This window comes from Paraburkholderia sp. FW306-2-2C-D06C (assembly GCF_058781505.1).
Window position 1 is genome coordinate 17200 of the sequence record NZ_JBYSWU010000062.1, and the last position, 23675, is coordinate 40874.

16 protein-coding genes and 3 pseudogenes are annotated in these 23675 nt (G+C 61.7%); 10 read left to right on the forward strand and 9 right to left on the reverse strand.

The genetic code is table 11. The features are described 5' to 3' along the window. The first annotated feature begins 1 nt into the window (after position 1). From AC3WLT_RS32015 to AC3WLT_RS32030, 4 genes and pseudogenes are all read left to right on the forward strand, one after another. A complete protein-coding gene (locus tag AC3WLT_RS32015; RefSeq protein ID WP_492595634.1) occupies positions 2–586 on the forward strand; it encodes a PAAR domain-containing protein in 585 nt (194 codons plus the stop codon). After that, a complete protein-coding gene (locus AC3WLT_RS32020; protein WP_492595635.1) occupies positions 579–1253 on the forward strand; it encodes a M35 family metalloendopeptidase in 675 nt (224 codons plus the stop codon). Before AC3WLT_RS32015 ends, AC3WLT_RS32020 begins: the two co-directional genes overlap by 8 nt. Continuing rightward, on the forward strand, positions 1246–1665 hold the full coding sequence (locus tag AC3WLT_RS32025) for a hypothetical protein (RefSeq protein WP_492595636.1): 420 nt from the start codon (positions 1246–1248) through the stop codon (positions 1663–1665). Before AC3WLT_RS32020 ends, AC3WLT_RS32025 begins: the two co-directional genes overlap by 8 nt. 44 nt (positions 1666–1709) lie before the next feature. Continuing rightward, positions 1710–2035: pseudogene (locus AC3WLT_RS32030) on the forward strand (CBS domain-containing protein); the annotation flags it as partial. Here the strand turns inward: AC3WLT_RS32030 and AC3WLT_RS32035 are convergent. Continuing rightward, positions 2032–3459: a DHA2 family efflux MFS transporter permease subunit gene (locus AC3WLT_RS32035; protein WP_492595637.1), complete on the reverse strand. Its 1428-nt coding sequence runs from the start codon at positions 3457–3459 to the stop codon at positions 2032–2034. The pseudogene AC3WLT_RS32030 and the gene AC3WLT_RS32035 overlap by 4 nt on opposite strands. Before the next feature lie 125 nt (positions 3460–3584). Between AC3WLT_RS32035 and AC3WLT_RS32040 the strand changes: the two genes are divergently transcribed. The 4 genes from AC3WLT_RS32040 (at position 3585) to AC3WLT_RS32055 (ending at position 8083) form a co-directional block, all read left to right on the forward strand. After that, on the forward strand, positions 3585–4454 hold the full coding sequence (locus AC3WLT_RS32040) for a LysR family transcriptional regulator (protein ID WP_492595652.1): 870 nt from the start codon (positions 3585–3587) through the stop codon (positions 4452–4454). Between the two features lie 338 nt (positions 4455–4792). Then, positions 4793–6976 (forward strand): NHL repeat-containing protein, encoded by a 2184-nt coding sequence (locus AC3WLT_RS32045; protein WP_492595638.1) that lies wholly within the window; start codon positions 4793–4795, stop codon positions 6974–6976. A 110-nt stretch (positions 6977–7086) separates the two neighbouring features. After that, positions 7087–7344, forward strand: a complete 258-nt coding sequence (locus tag AC3WLT_RS32050) for a hypothetical protein (RefSeq protein ID WP_492595639.1) — start codon at positions 7087–7089, stop codon at positions 7342–7344. Between the two features lie 139 nt (positions 7345–7483). Next, positions 7484–8083, forward strand: a complete 600-nt coding sequence (locus tag AC3WLT_RS32055; protein ID WP_492595640.1) for a LysE family translocator — start codon at positions 7484–7486, stop codon at positions 8081–8083. A 22-nt stretch (positions 8084–8105) separates the two neighbouring features. Here the strand turns inward: AC3WLT_RS32055 and AC3WLT_RS32060 are convergent, their stop codons facing one another. The 8 genes from AC3WLT_RS32060 to AC3WLT_RS32095 form a co-directional block, all read right to left on the reverse strand. After that, on the reverse strand, positions 8106–9329 hold the full coding sequence (locus tag AC3WLT_RS32060) for a winged helix-turn-helix domain-containing protein (protein ID WP_492595641.1): 1224 nt from the start codon (positions 9327–9329) through the stop codon (positions 8106–8108). A 189-nt stretch (positions 9330–9518) separates the two neighbouring features. Then, positions 9519–11231: an FAD-dependent oxidoreductase gene (locus tag AC3WLT_RS32065; protein WP_492595642.1), complete on the reverse strand. Its 1713-nt coding sequence runs from the start codon at positions 11229–11231 to the stop codon at positions 9519–9521. A 93-nt stretch (positions 11232–11324) separates the two neighbouring features. Then, positions 11325–12317 (reverse strand): DedA family protein/thiosulfate sulfurtransferase GlpE, encoded by a 993-nt coding sequence (locus tag AC3WLT_RS32070; protein WP_492595643.1) that lies wholly within the window; start codon positions 12315–12317, stop codon positions 11325–11327. Positions 12318–12729: 412 nt separating this feature from the next. Beyond that, the gene (locus tag AC3WLT_RS32075) at positions 12730–12981 is read right to left on the reverse strand and encodes a hypothetical protein (protein ID WP_007178686.1); all 252 of its coding nucleotides are present in this window, start codon (positions 12979–12981) and stop codon (positions 12730–12732) included. Positions 12982–13275: 294 nt separating this feature from the next. After that, positions 13276–13869 (reverse strand): DinB family protein, encoded by a 594-nt coding sequence (locus AC3WLT_RS32080; RefSeq protein WP_492595644.1) that lies wholly within the window; start codon positions 13867–13869, stop codon positions 13276–13278. Positions 13870–14381: 512 nt separating this feature from the next. Continuing rightward, the gene (locus tag AC3WLT_RS32085) at positions 14382–16079 is read right to left on the reverse strand and encodes a methyl-accepting chemotaxis protein (protein WP_492595645.1); all 1698 of its coding nucleotides are present in this window, start codon (positions 16077–16079) and stop codon (positions 14382–14384) included. A 234-nt stretch (positions 16080–16313) separates the two neighbouring features. Continuing rightward, positions 16314–16922 (reverse strand): ParB-like protein, encoded by a 609-nt coding sequence (locus tag AC3WLT_RS32090; RefSeq protein ID WP_492595646.1) that lies wholly within the window; start codon positions 16920–16922, stop codon positions 16314–16316. 723 nt (positions 16923–17645) lie between these two features. After that, positions 17646–19331, reverse strand: coding sequence for a Mu transposase C-terminal domain-containing protein (locus AC3WLT_RS32095; protein ID WP_492595647.1), 1686 nt, complete (start codon positions 19329–19331; stop codon positions 17646–17648). A gap of 47 nt (positions 19332–19378) precedes the next feature. Between AC3WLT_RS32095 and AC3WLT_RS32100 the strand changes: the two are divergent. Then, a pseudogene (locus AC3WLT_RS32100) lies at positions 19379–20338 on the forward strand (DNA polymerase Y subunit UmuC family protein); the annotation flags it as partial. A 6-nt stretch (positions 20339–20344) separates the two neighbouring features. Beyond that, positions 20345–23481: pseudogene (locus AC3WLT_RS32105) on the forward strand (error-prone DNA polymerase). The last annotated feature ends 194 nt before the right edge of the window (positions 23482–23675 follow it).

The window sequence follows — 23675 nt, forward strand, 5'->3', positions numbered from 1 at the left end:
AATGGCGATTTTCTATAGCGTCGTTGAAGATGATCCGCTCGACAGTGGAGAAAATAGCCGCGTCATAGATGGGCTCGCTAACTGCACGATCGAAGGTCAGGACGGGCGCCACAGACGAATGACGTTTCTTGGCCATATGGCGTGGTGCGACCGGTGCAAGAGTGCCGGTGAGATCGTTGCGGCTGCCGGATGCCTGGACAACCGGCGCATGTTCGATGCCACCTTGGGTCGATACCAGGCGCTAGGCGGCGATAAGGTGCTCTGCAAATGCGCGACGCCCCCGCGCATCATTCCGGTCTATGGCCGTAGCTGGATGGTCTTCGACGACATGGGCGGCGTCAGCCATGCAGCCGCCGCGTTTCCGTCCGGTGCATCGTCCCAGATGGCAGGAAGCTTTGACGAGCAATACGTGTTGCGCGATGCCATGACGTCCCGCCCTCTGGCAAACATGCGCTATCGGATACGCACGACGGCTGGCAGAACGTTTGACGGTGTGACCGATGCTGAGGGTCATACGCAGCGTGTGACGACAGACGGAACGGAAACTCTCAAACTCGAAGTGAAGGAGACGAACGGAGATGCCTGATTCAGAATATGTATTGGTTCATGAAGGCGCGGTGACGAACACGACGCCGGGTTCAAAGGTATACGTAGACCTCACGCTCAACGGGCCGCCTATATGCGAGAACATGACGGACACCGAGTTTCGGAAGCGTGCGTTGCGCTTGCGGGACATTGCCATCTCCCTTATCGACAAGCGACTTGCAGAGCTAACGGTCTGGTCAAACCAAGCGCAAGACCGCGTAAGTGACTGGTTCGGAAGATGCGATGCCGTAACGCGTAACCGCTTGATGACATCCCTGCCAGAGCTAAGGCGCGTACTGTCTGGCTTGCAGCCAAAAAATTTCTTGCGTGCAACGCCGGAGCTGGATCGTTATCTCGGATGTACGCCTAACACGAAAAACATTGAACGCGAAATGGCGCATGTCTGCGCACCGAACACAGCAACGCATACCATATGCATTTCCCCCGCTTTCTGTACGGCACGAGACGTCAATATGTTCGGCGAGTCGAAACTTGCGACGATCATCCACGAAGCAACACATTTCACCGATACGTTCGGGAGCCTCGATAACATGTATGGATTCAATTCGTATATGAAGATTTGGGCTCACGACCACCCTGATCTCGCCATCGCAAATGCCGATAGTATTGCGCTATACATTGTCTATGCGGAGGATGTTCGTGCTTAAGATTCTTGCATTAATTGCCTTATTGTTCTCCGCTTCTTCATTCGCATGCGTAGGCCCACAAAATAGACCAACGCAAATCATTTCTGTACCGTTTGAACGGAATTCTGCAGAGTTGACTTCGAAGGAGACTATCCGGCTCGCATCATGGGCAATTGACATGAAGTCGAGTTTCCCAATTCAGCTGTGGACAAACATTGTCGCAACGTCGGCGCCAGATGAGAGGGAAGCCGCTCAGCTCTCGGCGCAACGAGCTGCATTAATGAAGAAGTTGGCCGTTCAATTTGGCTTGGCAAACGGCGGCTTCGAAGTGCACAGCTACGTGGACAACGCATCCAGTCTGAACGGCAGCTTCTCAATGTCCGGTCAAATCGATCTTTCTCCGGGTTGCCCGAATAATTGCTGCGATGGTTAGTAACGCTTACCCGCGGAGACTGAGTGTCGTTGCCCGTTGGATACCAGCAGGCGCTCGGTTACGTAACGCGCCGTGCGGCGCGCGCGGGGCAGGGCGCGTGCGGCGAGCATCTGAGCGTGTTCAAGGCAACGGCGAACGCCGACGACCATCTGTGCATCGTGTTGTCGAAGATGTATCGGTTCAACTCGTCGTGGATGCCGGTGCTGGACGGCGACAGACGCTATGTCGGCGAAGTCACGCAGGATTCGATCGCCGACTATCTGAGCCCGGGCCGCTCGCGTCAGCAGTCCGGCCAGCCATCATGTCGCCGGCCGGTGCCGCGGCAGCCGCGCAAGCTGCTGCGTACGCTCGAGGTCCACAAGCTGGTTAAACCGCCCGCCGGCCTTCGCGCCATTGCGGAGCGAAGGCCGCGAACGTCGCCAAAGCCGCCGCGATCGCGTACGTCGCCAACCCCAATCCGGCGATAACCCACAACGCAATCGACACATGCGGCGCCAGAATCGTCGCCGCGCCCGCCATCGCAACGCCGAGCAGGCCGCCCGCCTGCCGCAACGCATTCAACACACCCGAGGCCACGCCGGCCAACTCGCCGGGCACCTGTTCCAGCACCGTCGAGATCATCGGCGGAACCGACAAGGCCGTGCCGCCGCCGAACACCACCATGGCCGCATACGTGACGACCCACGGCGCGCGCCATTCCAGACTCATTGCCATCGCCGGCACGGCAAGGGCAGCGAGTGCGAGTCCGGTTGTCATGAACTGCGTGGCAGTGAAACGTCCATGCAACTTGCCCACTAGCACGTTGCCGAGCGACAGGCTGCCGGCGAGCGGTAACAGCGTGAGACCGATCTGCCGCGCGTTGAAGCCGAACTCGCCGTGCAGATAGAGGCTCAGCATGAACAGCAAACCGAAGTAGCCGACGTAGACAAGCGTGCCCATCACGTTCATCGCGACGAACAGGCGGTTGCTGAACCATGCAACCGGCACCATAGGATCATGTGCGCGGCGCTCGACGGCGACCAGTGCGAACGTTGCCAATACCGCGAGCAGCGCGGCGCCCCACACTTCTCGCGCCGCGATACCGCGCGACGGCAGTTCGATCGCCGCGAAGCAGAGCGCACCCAGCGCGACGATACTCGCCAACTGCCCACCCCAATCGAAGCGGCGTCCGACGCTGCGCAACGAATGACGCACGACGATTCCCGCACCCGCGAAGGCAATCAAGCCGGTCGGCAGGTTGATCAGAAACGCGCTGCGCCAGCCGAACCCTTCCACGAGCATGCCGCCGAGCACCGGCCCGACCGCCGCCGCCACCGATGCAATCCCTGCCCACAGCGCGATGGCGCGACCACGTTCGACGGGGTCGTCGAAGGTGCTGCGCACGATCGCCAGCGACGCCGGCAGAAATAGCGCTGCGCCGCTGCCTTGCACGAAGCGCGCGGCCACCAGTGCGCCGACGTTCGGCGCCAGCCCACAAGCCGCCGAGGCTGCCACGAACAACGCCAGCCCCCACAAATACACCGCCTTCGCGCCGAAACGGTCGGACGCGATGCCGCCCGCGAGGATCAGCGCGGCGAAGCTCAGCGTGTACGCGTCGACGATCCACGCAAGGCCGCCCACGGACGCGCCCAGGGTAGCGTGCATCGCCGGCAAGGCCACGTTGACGATAGTGGTGTCGAGCACGGCCATGAACATGCCGCTCGCCACCAGCGCCAGCGTCAGACGCGGCCGCTTCGCGGACCGCGTCTCGTCGGCCTGAGCCGCCGGTGGCTGTTCAACGGTGCATTCGGTCATCAGGTTCCTCTGGCTCAATCTGCAATCGGTAGATCGGCGAAGTCTAGTCACGCAAGCAGCTGCAATAAAGCAGTGATTTCGCATCTGTCTGATGCAAAATTGCATCACGGAGGAATCGACCGATGATGAACTGGGACAACGCCCGATTTTTTCTCGCCGTGGCGCGCGCCGGCACCTTGCGCGGCGCGGCGATGCGACTCGACGTCGATCAGGCGACGGTCGGCCGGCGGATCGCCGCGCTGGAAGAAACGCTCTCGGCCACGCTGTTTCTGCGTACGCCGGCCATGTATGTACTGACGCCCGCAGGCGAAGCGCTGCTTGGGCCGGCCGAGACGATGGAGCAAGCGGCGTTGTCGATCGAACGGCGGATTGCCGGGCTCGACGATCAGCTGGCCGGCACGATCCGCGTCGCTACCACCGATTCGCTCGGCAAACGCTTTGTGGTGCCGGCCATCGCCAAGGTGCGGCGCGCGCATCCGGGCATCGAGATTGTCTGCGTGACGTCCGCGCAGATCACCAATCTGACCCGGCGCGAAGCCGACGTGGCGATCCGCACGCTGCGGCCCGATGCGCCCGATCTGATTGCGCGCAAGCTGGCGCAGCTGGAGGTCGGCATTTACGCGTCGCGCGAGTATGTGGCGGCGCGTGGCGAGCCGCGCGACGGCGAGGCGTTCGACGGTCACGACCTGGTGATGTATCAGCAGCAGGTCTCGCCGTCGCTATGGGCGCCGTTGTGTGGCGAGCCGACGTCGCGCGGACGTCTCGTGTTCCAGACGCAATCGACCGCGATGCTGTTCGAGGCGGCCCTCGCCGGTTTCGGTGTCGCCGAGCTGCCGTGCTTCCGGGCGGATTACGAGCCGGAACTGGTGCGTGTCATGCCGCATCGAGCGGAGCCATTCAACGTGTGGCTGGTCGCGCACGCGGATCTGTACAAGACGGCGCGGATGCAGGTGCTGATTGCGGCAGTGGCGGAGGAATTCGCGGACGCGCGTTAATCGTCAATGGTCAATGCGAGGCCGTGTCGAACCCGTGCGCATGCTGCGAATCCAGTATCGGCCACGTCGGCGGATTGACCCGCGGCGGCGCTGTGCGTATCGCGTGCAGCTGAAAAGCAAATAGCAGCGCGTTGCCGCGCAAACTCATGCACATCGAATTATTTGAAGTTCACGCAAGCCCGCAGGTAATTTTTTACGAATAAATTTCCGCCTTTTCTATGCGAGGATCGAACGCCAACGTTCACGTATGCGCGATAGCCATCGATCCGCATACACGCTGAAGCGCGCCGGACACGCCGGCTGTGCGCGCTTCGCACCTCGCAAGGAAACACACAGTCGTGAAATTCTCTTCTCGCCTTGGCGCCGCTGTTCTTCTCTTCCATAGCCTCGTCCCGGTCGGCGCACTCGCCCAAGCTCAACTGAACTACACCACCTCCTGGATCGGCAACAGTTTCGGCTTTGGCGACGGCAAATGGATGCAGCAGGACATCCAGGCGATCAGTGTGGGTGCGGACGGCACCGTCTACACCAATGCGCCCTGGGACGAAAGCGGTAGCGAGATCGCCGCGTATCGCGCGGGCGACAAGCTTGCCGTGGCCGGCTCGACGCACGGCTGGGGCAACACCGGAGGCGATGCGGTCGCGACGAACCATACCTACCTGTACGCGGCGATGTCGATCGGCAACGAGAGCAACAGACTGGTCGGCGCGGACTATCCGCCGGCCAATCAGACGTGGTTCGGCATCACGCGCCGCACGCTCGCCAATCTCGCGACCGGCGCGCCGTTCAGCGGCGGTATCGGCAACAGCGCGAATGCGACGAAGAACAGTTTTCTGCTGCTCAACGCCGTGGCGACCGGCAACGATGCGGGCGTTCGCGGCATGGCCGCCACCGATAGCGAAGTGTATGTCGCGGATACGTACAACAGCCGGATCCTCGTCCTCGACGCAGCCTCGATGCAGCGCTTGCGCTCGTGGAACGTGCCGTCGCCGGGACGTATCGCGGTGGATACCGATTCAACGCTATGGGTGATGAGCGGCGTCTCGTCGGGCAGCCTGAGCATCCTGCACTACGCCGCCAACGGCACCGCCCTTTCCGGCACATTGGCCTTGCCTGCCGGTACGGTGCCGACCGACATCGCGGTCACGCCGTCAGGGCAGATCCTTGTCGCCGACAATGGACCGACGCAGCAGATCCTCGTCTTCAACAAGGACGCCAGCGGTCAGCCGCAAGCCGCCGCGCCGATCGGCACGCGCAATGGCATCTTCCACGTGACCAAGGGCGTGCCGGGCAACTGGCGCTTCAACGGCATCACGGGTATCGGTGTCGATCCGGCCGGCAATCTGTACGTCGCGCAAAACGGCGAAGGTCCGCGGCCGCTCGGCTCGGCATCGGTCGGTCAAGGCGCGGTGCTCGAGAGCTATGTTTTCAGCACGCATGCTTTCAACTGGCGTCTGTACGGGCTCACCTTTGTCGATAGCGCCGCGTTCGATCCCGCGACGCCGAATTCGGTCTACACCGGCTCGAAGCGCTTCACGCTCGATTACAGCCAGCCGGTCGGCCACGAATGGTCGTACGCGGCCTTCACGCTCGACCGTTTCGATTATCCCGACGACCCGGCCTTTCACCAGCCGCGCGGCGTGCGCGGCGAGCCGATGGTGCGGCGAATCAACGGTCAGCCGTTTCTCTACACGCTCGATCCGGGCGCGCATTACCTGAACGTGTATCGCTTCGACGCGGCGCATGGCGAAATGGCGATTCCGTCCGGCTTGCTGGCGCAGAATCCGCTTCCCGGCACGTGGCCGAGCGGGCAACCCACGTATGGCGAATGGCTGTGGCGCGACAGCAATGGCAACGGCACCGTCGACGCCAGCGAGATCACCGGCAATCCGTCTACCGGCAGCACGGTCGGCGACGGCTTCTGGTGGGTCGATACGCCAGGCAACGTATGGCTCGCCACGCCGACGAGCGGCATCCGCGAGATGCCGTTGCAAGGCCTCGATTCCGTCGGCAATCCGATCTACACCTACGCGAGTTCGAAGATGTTCGCGATGCCGCAACCGTTCACGCGGATCGCGCGGATCGTCTACATTGCGGCGACCGACACGATGTATATATCCGGATTCACGAGCGCAATTCCATGGGATTCCACGCACTGGAAAGAAGCCGGCCCGGTGCTCGCGCGCTACGACAACTGGAGCTCCGGTACGCCGACGCAGCAGTACGCGATCTCGCTGCCGTGGAATACGCAGAGCAATCCGCAGACAACAACGGTCGGCGTCGCGGTGGCGGGCAATTACGTCTTCGTTGCGGAGTTGTACACCGCGAAGGTGGACGTGTACGACGCGCGTACCGGCCAGGCGGTCGGCTATATGATGCCGGGCGCGAGTGTCGGCAACACCACCGGCTGGGTCGATGTGTACCTCGGCATCAGCGCGGTGCAGCGCGCCAATGGCGAATACGTCGTGCTGCTGGAAGACGACGCGCGCGCGAAAATCCTGATGTATCGGTGGACGCCTTAACGTGGATCGTGCTGGGTCCCTTCACGAATGGACGGCGGCACACGATCGGTATATAACAACGTGAAAGGATGGCTTGTTCACCGGTGCTTCAACAGGAGAGATGTTTCATCATGACGCAAGACGCAACGCCTAAGCCGCCCACAGACGATAAGCCGGATCTGGAACACCTCGATGCAGCGCTCACGCATGTCGATCAGCAAGTATCGTCGGGCAGCATTGCTTCGGGTGCTGCAAAGGGCATTCTGTACAGCCTGATCGAAACGCTCGGCGCGTTAGTCGGCGATCCCGATCTGCCGGCGCATGCGCGTTCGGGTTACGAAGGGCTGCTGGAAACCGCTCGCGAATTGCGAGCGAGGCTCGATCACTGAAAGTAGCGGTTCGCCGCCTGCGGGCGGCGTGGTTTGCATCGGCTCGAGCATCGGTGCGGACTCTGCATTGGCCGTCGTATTTCGGCGGCTCGGTTCTCTATGATAAAAAGGTGCACTGTTCCCAACAGTGCACCTTTTTATGCTCTCCACGTCCGTTATCGCGTTGCTGGCCGTCGGCATTGTCGTCGTGCTGATTACGCCGGGTCCCACCAACACGCTGCTTGCCGCGGCGGGTTTGCGTCAGGGCGTGCGACGCTCGTTGCCGTTGATCGCCGCCGAACTGGCGGGCTATCTCGTGTCGATTTCCGTGTGGGGACGTTTTCTCGCGCAAGCGGCGCATGCGCTGCCGTGGTTGCCGTCGCTGCTGCGCGTGGCGAGCGGCATGTACATCGCGTATCTCGCTGTCGATATGTGGCGCGCTGCCGTGGCGTTGCCTGTATCGGCGCAGCGCGCGAGCGGCATGCGCACGCTATTCGTCGCGACGCTGCTCAATCCGAAGGGCTTGCTATTCGCTGGCACGATCTTTCCCGCGATCGCGTTTACCCAGGCTTCGGCATACGCCTTGGCGATGCTGATGTTCGCATGCCTGCTGGCGCCGATTGCGCTCGCGTGGATCGCGTTCGGCGCCGCGCTCGGCAGCGGCAAACTCGCGAGGCTGAACCCGGTGAAGCTACAGCGCGGCGCATCGATCGTGCTGGGCGTGTTTTCCTTGTCGCTCGCGTGGGCGGCGTTTCATTGAGCGCGCGTTTCGTGCAGCGCGTTCACGCTGCCACGCTGCTGTCGACGCTCAACGCTTCGAGCCACTCCGGCGGCGCGGAGGTGATTTCCAGTTGCGGCGTGCCGTGCCAATCCGCGCAACGCTGCAACGCGCGGCGCAGATCGCCCGCAAGACGCACACTCAGGCGCACGCCGGGTTCGATGTGCAGCGACTTCAGTTCGAACACGCCGCTGGTCCGATGCGCCTTGGCATCCACGCGGCCGACCAGACGGCCGCGGCTCAACAGCGGCAGAACGAAGTAACCGTATTTGCGTTTCGCCGCCGGCGTATAGCATTCGATCGCGTAGTCGAAGTCGAATAGCGCGGCGGCGCGCTTGCGGTCCCACACCACAGGATCGAACGGCGACAGCACCGTGGTGACGCTCGAAGCGAGTTTGCCGTTGGCCGCGTCGTCGATCATCGACGCGAATTCGCGGTGGACGTAGCTGTCCTGCTTCCAGCCTTCCACTTGCACCGGAATCAGCTCGCCCTGATCGGCGAGCGCATGCAGTTCGTCGCGGTAGGGACGGCGCGGCAGCCGGTAGTAATCGGCGACCCAATCGGCGCGCGCGACGCCGAGCGCACGGCAGCTGCGGCGCAACACTTCCTGGGTGACGGTTTCCGGCGGCGGCAGATCGCGCGCGTCGTCCCAGTCCGGCAGCACACGCTCGGTCAGATCGTAGACGCGATGAAAATTGCGCCGCTCCGCCACCATCAATTGCCCAATGGCGAACAGCACTTCCAGGTGGCGCTTCTCTGGCTTCCAGTCCCACCAGCCGTTGCCCTTACCGGCCTCGCGAGCGAAATCGGCTGAACGCACCGGGCCAGTCTCGCGAATATGCGCGAGCAGGCGCTCGATGTCCTTACGATGCTTCTTGTGCCACTCGGCTGCGTATTTCCAGCCCATGCCGCTCGGATCGAGCATGCGGTGACGCAGCAGACCGTAATCTTCGGTCGGCACGAAACAGGCCTCGTGCGACCAGTACTCGAACAGCTTGCCTTCGGCGAGATGCTCGTCGAGCCATTGCTGCGGATACGCGCCGAGCCGGCTGAACAGTACGAGGTACGGGCTGCGGGCGACGACGTGGATCGTGTCGATCTGCAATTGCGCCATCCGGCGAATCGCGTCGACCACGTCGGACTTGACGGCCTTGCGGCGCGGCGGCGTCAGCAAACCTTGCGCGGCCAGATGCAAGGTGCGGGCTGCGGATAGCGGAAGAGTCTTCACGCGAGCGTCGTTCAGTGAGTGACTGCGTTGGGGAGCGGACGCGAGGTCCGGCGTCGGGATCGGCAGTCGCTACTTTAGCGTGAAAGATTACCCGCCGGCCGGTGGTGAGCCGGACGGCGGATTAGGAGTGCAAGCGGGGAAGTGAGCCGAAAAAGCGGCAAAAAACCGAGCCGAAGCCCGCAAGACGGTTCAGGCGCCCAAAGCGACCGCTTCGCCCGCCGATGCCGCCAGAAGCTGATGAATCTGCGAGACCACCGCCGCGCCTTCCCCGACCGCTGCCGCGACCCGTTTGGTCGACCCGGCGCGCGCGTCGCCGATCGCGTACACGCCTTCGACGGTCGTGCCGAGATCGCAGGTCGACGTGCCGTCGGCACTGGTGCCGGTCAGCACGAAGCCCTTGGCGTCCAGTTCCACACCGCAGGTGCGCAGCCAGTCGGTATTCGGGTCCGCACCGGTGAAGAGGAACAGGTGCCGCGTGTCGAAATGATCGGTGCCGTCCGGCAGCGGGTTTTTCAACGCGACCGACGCGAGGCCGCTTTCGTCCGCGTCGAGCCGGCCTATCTCCGAGTTCGGATGCACGAACACATTCGGCAGCGAACGGATGCGGTCGATCAGGTAGCGCGACATTGTGGCTTCAAAGCCGCTCCGGCGGATCAGTACATGGACTTTGGCCGCATGCGTCGCCAGATAGACGATGGCCTGGCCGGCCGAGTTGCCGCCGCCCACCAGCACGATCTCCGCGCGCTTGCACAGCTTGGCTTCGACCGGCGACGCCCAGTAATAGACGCCGCGTCCGTCGAGGCGCTCGAGGCCTTCGAGCGCGGGGCGCCGGTACACCGCGCCGCTGGCGATCACGATCGTGCGGGCGCTGATATGACCGCTGCACTTGAGTTCCAGCCGATACGGCGATTCCGCGCAATGCAGCGCCTTCACGTGGACCGGAATCGCGACGTGGGCGCCGAATTTCTGCGCCTGCACGAACGCGCGGCCTGCCAGCGCCTGCCCGGAGATACCGGTCGGAAAGCCGAGATAGTTTTCGATCCGCGCACTGGCGCCCGCCTGCCCACCCGGCGCGCGGCTGTCCAGCACGATCACCGACAGTCCTTCGGACGCCGCATACACCGCGGTGGCGAGGCCTGCCGGACCGGCGCCGACGATCGCCACGTCGTACACAACCGAATCGTCGAGATCGGGCAGCAAGCCGAGACAGGTGGCGAGTTCCGGCGTGCTCGGGTGACGCAGCACCGAGCCGTCCGGGCAGATCACCAGCGGCAGGTCCTCTTTCTGCGCGGCGAATTGTTCGATCAGACGCAGCGCGTCTTCGTCGCGCTCGTCGATCACCGAATGAGGATGGCCGTTGCGCGACAGGAAGCCTTGCAACGTAACGAGCCGCGCGTCGCTGCTGTTGCCGATCAGAATCGGGCCGCCCGCGCCCTTTTCGATCAGCGCCACGCGCCGCAGGATCAGCGCTCGCATGATGCGCTCGCCGAGTTCGGCTTCGGCGACGATCAGTGCGCGCAGCTTGACCGGCGGGATCAGCAGCGCGTCGACCGGACTGAGCGCCAAGCCGTTGACCAGCGCGGGCCGTCCCGACAGTTGACCGACTTCGGCGAGAAATTGCCCCGCGCCATGTTCGGCGATCAAGACTTCGCGTCCGATGCCGTCGCGCTGATATACCTTCACGCGCCCGTCCAGCAATACGAACATGCCGGGGCCGGTGTGGCCGGTCTCGAACAGCAGATCGCCGGCTTCCCAATGGTGCTCCTCGCCGAACCGCCGCAGACGCTTGATCTCCTCACACGTGAGTTCGGGGAACATCTGATGACGACGCGTCGAGAGCGACGAAAACGGCGCATCGGCGACTACTGCTTGTTGCCCTTCAGCTTCTTGAGTCGAAAGCATTGAACCGCTCCTTCTGTCTTCATCCTGATTGTTCGACGGCGAAGCGGGCGTGGGCGCGGGCGCGCGATGGCGCTGATGCTGGGGCGCGCTGCGCTACACGGCCTTCGGCGCGATATCGTCGACCGCCACTTCCGGCGGCAACATGTCGGGCAACGCTTCCACCGTTTTGCCCGAGTCGCGCCAGGCTTCCATGCCGCCACGCAGCGGCAGCACGTCGGAAAAGCCGGCTTCGTTCAACTGCTTGGCCATCCATGCCGCGGAAATCTCATTCGGGCACGAACAGTAAATCACTACCTTCTGATCGCGCGGATACTTCGCGACAATCTCGTCGAGTTGCCGCTCGTCGGCGAATTGCGAGCCCGGAATCACGAACGGATCGAGCTTGCGCTTTTCCTGCGAACGGATATCGAACAGCACCGGCGTATCGCCGGCCGCGACCAGTTTTGCCAACTCGTCGACCTCGATCCGTGCGGACGCGAGCTTCGAAATCAGCTGGCGGCGGCGTACCCAGCGATAACCGGCGTACAGCAGCAGCAATCCGACGGCTACCAGCGCGGCCGTGCGCCCGAGGCGTCCGGCGGCGGCGAACACCATGTCGATCTGCCGCGCGAACAGCGCACCGAGGATCAGGCCCGTGCCGGACCACAAAGCGGCGCCGACGCTGTCGTACGTGAGGAACGTGCGGTAGCGCGTACCCATTGCGCCGGCCATCGGGATCGACACGATCGACAGGCCCGGGACAAACTTTGCCACCGCCAGCACGCGCACGCCCCAACGTCCGAAAAAGCGTTCGGTCTTCTTCACGCAAGTGTCGCGCGACAACGAAAGGCGGCAGATCGTCTTCAGCGTGTTGCCGCCGTACAGACGCCCGGCGAGATACCACGCGCTGTCGCCGATCAGCGTGGCGAATATCGACAGCACCAGCACTGGCACCAATTGCGTGCCCACCGAGCCAGGGTGCATGGCGGCCATTGCGCCGAACAGAACGAGCGACGGCATGGCCGGTACCGGCAGCCCAAGGGAGGCGGCCAGCACATTGGCGAAAATGAGCGCCGGCCCGTATTGCTCGACGAGGTCATGTAGCATTGGCTTACATCCGCAGCCTTTTCAGGAACGGAGTAGATGGGGAAGTCGGAAGAGAATGCAAGGATTATGGACGCATTTTCAATACGTGCAAACGCCCAGCCAGGATGCCCGCTATTCGGCTCTATGAAGCGCCGCCACGGCTCGCGGATTAACCGTCCGTTCGGCCGGACGCCGTCAATTAGAAGGTATTCAAAAGGCGAATAATTTGAGTCACGGCTTACACAGAACGCGTGCACGACGGTACCGAAAGCCGGCCGCTAAAACTAAAGACAAAAGCGAATTGAAAGCGCGCCCGGAATGGATCGATAGAATTGAAATGTACAGCGGCACAGGGCCGCCGGACGGTGACAGTGCAAACACGACACGCTTCACCCGGCATCCGCGAGAGAACGCAATGCCGGGCGCTCGCGCTTTATTGACGATGATTGTGCTGTTCGCCAGGCAATTCCGCCCCGTGCGCGCGAATCGCCGCGATCAGTTCCGCAGGCGTGATTTCGTAGCGCACTTCGCGGTGAATGCCCGGCTTGCGCTCATCGACCTCGATCAGAAGAATGCCTTTGCCGTCTTCTGTCGATTCGAGGCGCAGCGAGCGAAGTTCGCGCGCCGTTGCGTCGTCGTATTCGGTGAGCAGGGCCATTGACCCGGAAGACCCGGTAGTGCGCATCGAAGTTGTCCTTGTTCCGTTGTTGATCAAACGATTGTACGGGCAGGATGGAGCCGCCGTCTGTCGCGCCGCGCTCACATCTGGGTATCCGCCCGTTCATTCATATGCCTGCTGCATTCCGTCTCGCCGCGTCGCCGTGTGCGTGCTGCGCCGCACGACGATGACAGCCAGTTTAACGCGACTCTCCGCGGCGACGGACGCATTTTTCGTGCCCCGCGGCGGTGCAATCCTTCCTCCCGGCTGTCATGTTGTTGACGCGTGCTTCGGTTAAGAACCTTGCGTCCCCGTTTGGGCTTATCGCGTCAATCCGGGCGGCCGCTGAAGGTTAGCCAGCTCATGCAGGTCGAGTTCGCGCAGCGGCGCGTCGGCGGCGAGGAAGAACTCGTCGAGCTGAGGCGGGGCGGCGGTAGTGCCGCTCATCATCGCGTGCGCCTGGCCGCGATGATGGATCTGATGCACGAAAACATGCGGCAATACGCTGCCGATGTTTTCATGCTGCACGCCGACAGCCGGGCCGCGGTCGATCCGTACGTCGCGTTGCAAAGCATCGTCGGTCAGCGATTCGCAGAAGGCCAGCAGTTGCCGGTCGCTCTCTGCTTGTGCATCCCACAGGTCTGCTGCGCGCGGATAGGGCAATTCGTTGTCGAAAATGGTGAGCCCTTTGCCGCCGTCGACCAGTGCGTCGAAGTAATATCGGTCGACCAGAAGAATGTGATTCAACGTGAGCTGCAACGACGGAAAGAAACTCACCCTTCGCTCGGCGAAGGCCTCGTCGGTCAAGGTGAGGCAGACGCGGTACAGGCGCAGATTCGACCACGCGTTGTTGCGCGCCATGGCGGTGTAGTGCGAAGAGAGCGGATTGATGTGCGGCGCGTCGGAAGCGGTCACGTCAGTCTCCGGTGATGGTGGATCGTGTTGCTTGCGCGAGGCGAGGTGAACTCAGGCGCAGGCGCAGGCGCAGGCGCAGGCGCAGTTCGCTTAGCGTAGCATCGCTTGGGGCGTGGCGCGCCATTGGTGCCGCGTTGCGCTGTGCCGGGGTGCAGTCGCGTGCTGGTTTCACGTCGACCGCTCCCGTATTTCCTCACCTTTCGCACGGCGGCCCCGCGGCGGTTCCTGCTAACGGCAAGGTGGACGGCGACGCCGGGCAACGAGCGCGGCCTCGACGTTCGCCGTTTCGAAGATCGCCGTTTCGACGTTCGCCGCTTCGAAGATCGCCGCCGGCGAACAACCGGAAAACCATCGGAAAACAACCGGCAAAAAAATAGCCCGTCCGCAAAGGGACGGGCTGCTAAACGCCGTTGTTACTCGGGTCAGCCAGCCCACACAATCAACCGGGCGCTGACGGTCTCCATCCTGATGCGTCAATACCTGGCTGTCGAGGTGGGAGTAACGCCGATCTATCAGATCAATGTCATTTCTTCCTGCTCGATATCGCGTGCTACTGCATGTGCAGCATGCGCAACGTCACGCGTCACTTCTCGCGCCTGATCGTGCGCAGCGGCCTGCCGCTTCGGCGTGGCCGCGCGCTGCGCGGGCGCTGCATCGGCGACGGTGAACAGGCGCACCGCCTCGTCCAGCACGTCGGCCTGCTCCGCGAGACGTTGCGCCGTGGCCGCCGCCTGCTCGACCAGCGTGGCGTTCTGCTGCGTGGCGCCGTCGAGATGCGAAACCGCCTGATTCACCTGGCGAATGCCTTCGGCCTGCTCGCTGCTTGCATTCGCCACCTCGACGATGATCGACGACACGCGGCTCACCGCTTCATCGATCACGCGCATCTGGGCGGTTGTGCGTGCAACCAGCTCGGTGCCCAGCGCAACTTCGGTTGCACTCGCTTCGACCACCGATTTGATTTCCTTTGACGACGCCGCGCAACGTTGCGCCAGCATGCGCACCTCGCTGGCGACGACCGCGAACGAGCGGCCCGCTTCGCCCGCGCGCGCCGCTTCGACGGCGGCGTTCAGCGCGAGGATGTTGGTCTGGAACGCGATGCCGTCGATCACGCCGGTGATGTCCGCAATGCGTTTCGACGCGGCCGTGATGCCGGCCATGGTCTGCTCGACCTGGCCGGCGATCTTGCCGCCGACCGCCGCCGCCGCTTGCGCGTCTTTCGCCAGATCGAGCGCGCGCACGGTGGCATCGGCGTTAGCCTGCACGGTGGTGGTCAGCTCTTCCATGGTGGCGGCGGTTTCCTCGAGCGACGCAGCCTGCAGTTCCGTGCGGCGCGCGAGATCGACATTGCCGCTGGAAATTTCACGCGCGTTGTCGAGCATGCCGGTGATCTGCGCGCGCACGTCGTAGACGATCGCTGCGAGATTCGCCTTCAGTTGATTCAACGCCTGCAGCACGTCGCCGAGATCGTCATGGCGCTGGATCACCAGATCGGCGGTCAGGTCGCCGGCCGCGAGGCGGGTCGCAAAGCCGGACATGTCGAGGATCGGCTCGGCGAGTTGCCGCTTCAGGATCTGCCAGGACACGACGCTGAACGCCGTGGTGACGCCGAACGCAATCCAGAACGGCGCCGGCGGCGTGCCGCTCCATGCGGCGAAGCCGGTGAGCAGCAGTGCCAGCAGCGTGAGCGCATAGCCGATCGCCGCGCGCGTCGCAACCGGCAGGCGCATCAGTGCTTGCAAACGGCCGAGCACACCGGTGCGCACCACCTCGCCGCGGCGCAACTTGAACGCGCGCGATTCGCCGGTGCGGATTCGCGCATACAGCGCGTCGGCGGCGCGCACCGCGTCGCGTTCCGGCTTCACGCGCACGCTCAGATAGCCGACCACCGCGCCTTTGTCGACCACCGGCGTGACGCTCGCATACACCCAGTAATGGTCGCCGTTCTTGCGGCGGTTCTTGACGAGCGCGGTCCATGGACGGCCGTCGCGGATCGTCGTCCACATGTCGGCGAAGGCTTCGCGCGGCATGTCCGGATGACGGATCAGGTTATGCGGCTGGCCGATCAGTTCATCGCGCGTAAAGCCCGAGACGGCGATGAACGCCGGGTTGCAATACTGGATGCGGCCGGTCAGGTCGGTCGCGGAAACCAGCATCTGCGACGAAGGGAATTCGTATTCGTGCCCGGTGACAGGCTGATTGTTGCGCATGGCTTTCCTTGCAGGGCGGACGCGCGTTCGAGCGGTCCTTACGTCAATGCAAGGATTAACGGCATTAACCCCGCGCTCTTGAGGGTTTCCCAGTAAACCACTCAGGTTTATGCTGCGCCGAGCCGTTATTGCAGGGTTGGGTTTATGCGTGCCGAGTAGCCGTTGCGCAACCACGCGCCGGGGGAGGCGGCGATGCCTGAGTGCACATGAACTGGCGACGCTCCTAGTGCTACTTCAAACTTTACCGCGCCGCGACTTGAAGCCGGGGAGGGTCCTCGCGTCAGGGCTCCACGCAAGGTGGACCCCTTGCTCGACGGCTGCATTGAACTGCAATTCACTCGTCCACATCGGGATACGTGTCCGATAGAAGTCCGCCCACTGAAATTCGGCGAAGGGCTCAGGCGTTTTTACATAACCACCCCCGTCGCGCACAAAGGCTGCGAGGCTGCGGTACGGGTCGTCGGTGAGCCCCGACACCTCATCTGGAATTGCGGAAATGGCTCGCAGGATACCTCGCTCATCCTGGGGATGAACCCACCGTCTCTCGATAACAGTGTCCCAGAACTTCATGTCGGCAAGACGCGAGAGGTCCTCTACGACTTCGACGAAAGCCTTCCCGATGCCTCCATCCAGGAGCGCACGCGCGAGATGATGGTGGTCGACGATGTAGTGCCGGTCGTGCTTGCCTATCACTGTTGGAATCGGTGCGCCTTTCAGGAATTCCTTCAACGCCTTTTCGTTCATGGCCAAAAGGCGTTTTCGTTTTGCGTCTACCTCGATCATTCCGACCGTCGCCTGCAGCGGACGGAGCTGTTCGATGCTGACATTCGCTATCTTTGCCATAAGCTGCCCTCCGTGTCCCTGAGTTGTGCCATCTTGCAGTGTCTCGACCACAGAACGCTCCCGAGGCCAGAGCAGGCAGCATACTTCGAGCCGACTGACTTGTGTGAATCACGGGTTGTGCAATGGCTTTTGAGGGCGAACTCAAACTCGGGCGTTGCCAGCATCAGCGAGCCGCGGTGCTGAGAACACCAAAGTGGAAGTTTGGAGGAGCGTCAAGTTTGGCTGGTTGTACGCGGAAATTTTACCGAATCGGCGCGAAACCTGAAGTCAGTCGCATGAAGTTTGGGTGCTTGCACAATTTCGAGGGAAGTTTGACGCTCGCACGTTATCGCGCTCTTCCACTGCGTTGCCCGATAACGGTTCCGACGCTTTCCACCGTACAACCGCCTCCGTCAGCCATTTTTACCCAAAGCGTCGCAGGAAGTCGTTTTGAACGTGGGGGCATGGCAGCGCCGTCAATTTAGAGAAAACACCGCCAAATCGGGCGAGCTTCCGAAGAAACAATGGAAGAATGGTGCATCGGTCTTTCCCGTAAATGCATACTTTGTTGCCTTCATTTGCCGCTTGCACGCTCGACGGTTGCCGACGCCGTCGCAATCTTCAATGGCGTCAACGCTTCCTGAAAAGTCTCACCTTTCGTAGCATAAAAAAGCCAACGCGTTTTCAGGTGCGTTGGCTAAAATCGAATGCGGCCTCGGACGGCTATGCACCGCCGGGGACGCCTTAGTATTGCCGCATTTCTTCTGCTTCTTTTTCGACGTCCGCGACGCTGACATTTTGACCAGACGAGGTGTGTCGACGCGGCAGGTCGACTTCCACAACGTCATTGATGACGCTGAAACCGGGGAATCCGTGGGCGTTCTCCCGGGCGACTTCATGCATATGGATGAGAATCTTCGACTGTTTTGCTCGCTCGAGCACTTCCGCAATTGCTTCGGCGCGGTTGCGCCGCTTCTCAACTTTCGAAGCACAGCCTTGGTCTCGGAGATAAGCCATATATTCATCCAGCTCCGCCGGCGTGAATTGTGACAACACCTCGTAGGCGTTGCAACGACACTCTACCCATCCCCTCGTCCGTTCGAGCCATGCGAAGACATGCCCAACGTTGTCGGGGTCATAGCGGACAACAACAGGTTTGCCTATGACTCCCGGTTGCTGGAGGGCCGTTGAGAAATACTCGAGGGTATTGCACTCTACGCTTCCCTGTGCCGTAACTACGCGCTCCCCGCTCCGACCGACCACAGAGGGCATGCAGAGAATGCGCAGGTTGCTGCTGTAAGGAACCCTCGGAATGTGCGATTTCCCAACTTCTCTGAGTAGCCGCGTCTCGTAATCTTGCAGATTTTCGCCGTTAGTGCGTGACGTCGGGTGTTGCGGCTCAATGTTGAAATAGATTTGTTCGAACGCTTCGCGGATAGCCCCGAGAGAAAGCACCGCATTATCTTCGGGCCGGAACCCTCGGCCTAGCATCCGAAAGTCCGGGAGGTCCAGTCTGTTGCCAGGCAGGTTGCTGACAATTTCCACATCATCTTTCCGATTTCCGGATTCCGCAGGTTGGCCCGCGCGCGGGGTCTTCGCCGGACGATTCAGCTTGCAGACTCCATATTCCGTTAGTGTAGTTTCCCACTGAGCCGCGAGAAACTCTAAACCCCTGTCAGAGATGATGTATTGGGGGAGCATTCCAAACCGGCGAGAAACATCGAGAATTAGCCGGTAGAGGGTGACGTAAGAAGGCGCGCCATAGAAGACCACGAGGCCCAAGACCCTGAAAGTACAGCTGTCTCTCAGAACTGTTCGCCAAATAGGTCGCTTCATGAGCTCTCCGGTGATGCAAGAACGGCTCTCAACCTCAATTTTGGCATGGTCAACGTGCGCGACCTCCCACGGGATGCGGCCCTTGACCAGGTTGTTCGATTTATCGAGCGGGGTGAACTTGCCTCTCTGATAAGCAACAAACTCTCCGCTTCGCGCTTCGACAATTACTGCTTTGTCCTCTAACTTGAGGCGCTTGCGGGCCGTAGTCTCGCTGATAGGTACAACGCCTGCCGCCTTGCATCGATTCCGATACCGCGGATAGGCGGACGCATAGCGCGGCCGATGAATCTGTTTGTAATCTTCGTTGAGGCTTTCGCGCCAAATGGTCATTTCGCCATCAACGCGTGCGGTATGGTCGCCGCAGTTGTCGTAACCGTTGGTGAGTGCAAGCAGACGCGACGTTCCAGCCGAATCCGCCTTTGCAACGGCCGCCTTGATTCGATTGAACGTCGACTCAGAAACCGGCTTTCCCCGTTTGGGGCCCGATGACCAAAATCGTTGACCGGGCGGCTTCGACAGAAGAGCCAGCTTCTGGGCGGCTTCCTCGCGGCGTTTCGGCGATGTATTGCTTAGCAGCGGTTCGGGCTCAGGCACGAATTGCCAGGCTCTAGAATCGCAAAGCCTTTGAGCTTCCAGTACGGGTATCAGTGCCGGAAGTGCGGCCGTTCGCCGATTGGTTTACAGGCCTTGGCTGCGAGACCATAGCGGATGTCCGGCGGCTGCCGCGCGCGGGCCTGCAGCGCCGTTGCGGCGAGCACCTGCTCGATTCGCTGGACCGCGCTTTCGGCACGGCGCCGGAGCTGTTTGAATGGCTGGAACTGCCGCCAACATTTTCTGCCCGCATTGAAATGCCGGACCGCATCGAGCATGCGGAAGCGGCGCTTTTCGGCGCCCATCGCCTTGTTGTGCAGCTTTGTGGCTGGCTTTGTGCGAAGCATCTGGCACTTACAGGCGCGAGGCTTCTGCTTGAACATGAGCGCGGCAGGCAGGCGATTGAGCCTACGCCCATCGAGATTGCGCTGGGCGAGCCCACATGGCGCGAGGACCATCTTGTCCGGCTCATCAAGGAGCGGCTTGCCCGCGTAGAACTGACCGCGCCTGTCATAGCGCTGCGACTTGATGCGTTGAACGTACAACCGGCGGCGCCGGTGTCCGACACACTCTTTCCTGAGCCCGGTGGCTCCGCAGAGGACCATGCCCGTCTCGTCGAACTGCTGGTCGCAAGGCTTGGCGAAGAAAACGTACTCAGGCCCGCGCCGACGGCAGACTACCGACCGGAAATCGCGAATCGATGGGTGCCGGTCGGCAGCGCGTCGAAAAGCACGATGCTTCCAGAGGGGCTCCCACGGCCGACCTGGCTGCTTGAGAAGCCGGTGCGTCTGCTCATGCGCAAGCACCGACCGCTTTACGGTTCACCGCTGCGGATGGTGTCGCCGGGCGAGCGTATCGAAGCCGGGTGGTTTGATGGAGAGCTGGCTACGCGCGATTATTTCGTCGCTCAGGCGGAAGACCAGAGCTGTTTCTGGATATATCGTGAGCGCATAAGCAGCCGCGACGCAGAAGAAGAGCCGCGCTGGTTCCTCCATGGACTGTTCGGATGAAACGCCATGGACGCGACCTTCAACGTTCTGCCGGCGTACGCCGAGCTGTTCTGCTTTTCAAATTTCACGTTCCTGCATGGCGCTTCGCACGCGGAGGAACTGGCCAAACGCGCGGCGCAACTCGGCTACTCGGGTCTGGCGATAACTGACGAATGCTCGCTTGCGGGTATCGTGCGGGCGCACGTCGCGGCCAAGGAAGCGAAACTTCCGCTCGTCATCGGCTCATACTTCAGGCTCGTCAATGCCGACGGCTCACCGGCGTTCGGCCTCATCCTCCTCGCCCAGAACCGCGCGGGATACGGGAACCTCTGCGAGCTGATTACGCGTGCGCCCAAAGGCCAGTACCGGCTGACGCCACAGGACCTGTCGCGGCCTGACCGGGAAAACAGCCACCTGCGCGGCATGCCCGACTGCCTTGCAATACTGGTTCCCAACTTTCCCGCGAAAGAGGATGTGCTCGATGCGCAGCTTGAGTGGCTCGACCAGGCATTTCCGGGGCGCGCATGGTGCGGGCTCGTGCTGCATCAGCGGGCAATGGATGACATCCACCGCGGCGCCGTTGAATACGTTGCCGACAGGCACGGCATACCCGTCGTCGCGCTCGGCCACGTGGTGATGCACGTGCGCTCGCGCAAGCCGTTGCAGGACACCTTGACGGCCATCCGTGTCGGCAGGCCGGTGCACGAATGTGGGTACGACCTCGCGCCTAACGCGGAGCAGCATCTTCGTTCCCGACTGAGGCTTGCAAACCTCTATCCGGAGTACGCGCTCAACGAAACTACGAACATCCTCGCACATTGCACGTTCTCGCTAGACGAACTCCGGTACGAGTATCCCGACGAACTGGTGCCGAAAGGATTCACGCCAGCCGCCTATCTGCGGCAGGAGACGTACATCGGTGCCCAGCGGCGTTTTCCTTCAGGAATTCCGCACAACGTTCAGGAGCAGATTGAACACGAACTTGAGCTGATTGCGGACCTGCAGTACGAGCGGTACTTCCTTACCGTATATGACATCGTGCGTTTTGCGCGCGGCCAGCACATCCTGTGTCAGGGGCGTGGCTCTGCCGCAAATTCGGCGGTTTGCTACTGCCTCGGTATTACTGAAGTCGACCCCGCACGTGGCAGCATGCTTTTCGAACGTTTCATTTCGAAGGAACGCGGCGAGCCGCCGGACATCGATGTCGATTTCGAGCATCAACGGCGCGAAGAAGTCATCCAGTACATTTACAAAAATACGGTCGAGACCGGGCTGCGATTGCTGCCGCCGTTTCGACGTATCGACCCCGCGGCGCTCTTCGCGAAACTGGCAAGGCGTTGGGCGTTGACCCGCAAATTGTCGATGCTGTGGCCAAGGGGCATCAATGGTTTGATGGCAAACAGGACCTCCTCAAACGCTTTACGGAGTCCGGCCTGAACGCAGAGACTCCGCTGATTCAGGCTTGGGCATCGCTTGCGTCCCAGTTGCTTGGTTTCCCGCGACATCTGTCCCAACACTCCGGCGGGTTTGTTATTAGCCGGAGCAAACTTACACGCCTCGTGCCGGTTGAGAATGCCGCAATGGTGGACAGGTCGGTCATCGAGTGGGACAAGGATGACCTCGAATCATTGAGCCTACTGAAGATTGATGTGCTGGCACTCGGGATGCTGTCAGCAATCCGCCGCACGCTTGACCTTGTCTCGGAGCAGCGAGGCGAGTGGTTCGAGATGCAGGACATACCAGCAGAAGACCCGCAGACCTACGCGATGATTTCGCGCGCGGACACTGTTGGCGTTTTCCAGATTGAATCACGAGCGCAGATGAGCATGCTGCCAAGGCTCAAGCCTCGTACTTTTTACGACCTCGTTATTGAGGTTGCGATTGTTCGCCCGGGACCCATTCAGGGTGGCGCCGTTCACCCGTATCTGCAGCGCCGACAGGGATTCGAGCCGGTGACTTACCCCAGCAAGGCGCTTGAGACCGCATTGGGCCGCACGCTGGGCGTTCCGATTTTTCAGGAACAGGTGATGCAAGTGGCCATCCTGGCGGCCGGCTTCACTGCCGGAGAAGCGGACCAGTTGCGAAGAGCGATGGCAGCCTGGAAGCGCAAAGGTGGTCTGGATAAATACTACGACCGTATCGTCAACGGCATGCTCGAGCGCGGGTACGACAAGACATTCGCGGATGGCATCTTTCAACAGATTCTCGGCTTCGGCGAGTATGGTTTTCCAGAAAGCCATGCTGCCAGCTTCGCGCTGCTGGTGTACGCAAGCAGCTGGCTCAAGTGTCACGAGCCGGAAGCGTTTCTCGCGGCGATGCTAAATAGCCAGCCGATGGGTTTTTACTCGCCATCGCAACTCGTTCAGGATGCGAAACGGCATGAAGTCCAGGTACTGCCGGTGGACGTCACGATAAGTGGCTGGGACTCATCGCTTGAGCACATAGACGGCGCAGAGAAGCCTGCTGTCAGGCTTGGTTTGTCGTTGCTCCGGGGGATGCGAGACGGCGCTGCGGAACGAATTGAGAACGCACGAGCCGTGCGGCAGTTCACGACTGTGACCGACCTCGCGCGACGTGCGCAGTTGGACCGTCACGACCTGCAGGTACTTGCCGCGGCGAACGCACTGTCATCTCTTGCGGGCAATCGGCGCGAAGCGTTGTGGCAGTCGGTTGCCTCCGTGCCTGACAAAGACATGCTCTCGGTTGCCACGGTTGAAGACGAAACACCAGAGCTGGGTACGCCTTCCGAAGCGGAGGATATCGTTGGTGACTACCGGTCGACGGGGCTAACACTTGGACGACATCCTCTTGCACTTCTGCGGCCGCAGTTGCTTGCCAACAAACTGATGCCGGCCTCAACGCTGCAGACTTATCGGAACGGCCGGCTGGCCCGTGCCTGTGGCATCGTCACCGTGCGTCAACGGCCAGAGACCGCAAAGGGCGTCATCTTCATCACTATTGAAGACGAGACCGGCAATGTGAACGTCATCATTTGGCCCAAGGTGCTTGAGCAGCAGCGTAAGGAAGTCCTTGCCGCATCTTTACTCGGAGTGCTTGGCGTATGGCAGTGTGAAGGCGAGGTACGACATCTCGTGGCGCAACGTCTCATGGACATGTCGTATCTGCTTGGCGAGCTGCCATCAATGAGCCGCAACTTTCACTGATGCGCTATCTCCGCTGCATCACTGGCACCCGACGTGGCTCACCATTTCATCTGACCTCAAGACACAGTGGCGACAGCTATCTCTATCAAAGGACGGTCACGAACGACGCTCCGTCTTTAACGGCCTTTGGGAAATCAGCGGAGCAACCGGAAAATCAAGGGACTGCAGGGCGCTGGCACGCGCAGAATCAACTG

Excerpts from the sequence above, each read along its gene's own strand:
- AC3WLT_RS32020 (WP_492595635.1), top strand. The coding sequence starts at position 579 with ATGCCTGATTCAGAATATGTATTGGTTCATGAAGGCGCGGTGACGAAC.
- AC3WLT_RS32035 (WP_492595637.1), bottom strand. The coding sequence starts at position 3,459 with ATGACCGAATGCACCGTTGAACAGCCACCGGCGGCTCAGGCCGACGAG.
- AC3WLT_RS32055 (WP_492595640.1), top strand. The coding sequence starts at position 7,484 with ATGCTCTCCACGTCCGTTATCGCGTTGCTGGCCGTCGGCATTGTCGTC.
- AC3WLT_RS32075 (WP_007178686.1), bottom strand. The coding sequence starts at position 12,981 with ATGCGCACTACCGGGTCTTCCGGGTCAATGGCCCTGCTCACCGAATAC.
- AC3WLT_RS32065 (WP_492595642.1), bottom strand. The coding sequence starts at position 11,231 with ATGCTTTCGACTCAAGAAGCTGAAGGGCAACAAGCAGTAGTCGCCGAT.
- AC3WLT_RS32015 (WP_492595634.1), top strand. The coding sequence starts at position 2 with ATGGCGATTTTCTATAGCGTCGTTGAAGATGATCCGCTCGACAGTGGA.
- AC3WLT_RS32085 (WP_492595645.1), bottom strand. The coding sequence starts at position 16,079 with ATGCGCAACAATCAGCCTGTCACCGGGCACGAATACGAATTCCCTTCG.
- AC3WLT_RS32040 (WP_492595652.1), top strand. The coding sequence starts at position 3,585 with ATGAACTGGGACAACGCCCGATTTTTTCTCGCCGTGGCGCGCGCCGGC.
- AC3WLT_RS32070 (WP_492595643.1), bottom strand. The coding sequence starts at position 12,317 with ATGCTACATGACCTCGTCGAGCAATACGGGCCGGCGCTCATTTTCGCC.
- AC3WLT_RS32090 (WP_492595646.1), bottom strand. The coding sequence starts at position 16,922 with ATGGCAAAGATAGCGAATGTCAGCATCGAACAGCTCCGTCCGCTGCAG.
- AC3WLT_RS32050 (WP_492595639.1), top strand. The coding sequence starts at position 7,087 with ATGACGCAAGACGCAACGCCTAAGCCGCCCACAGACGATAAGCCGGAT.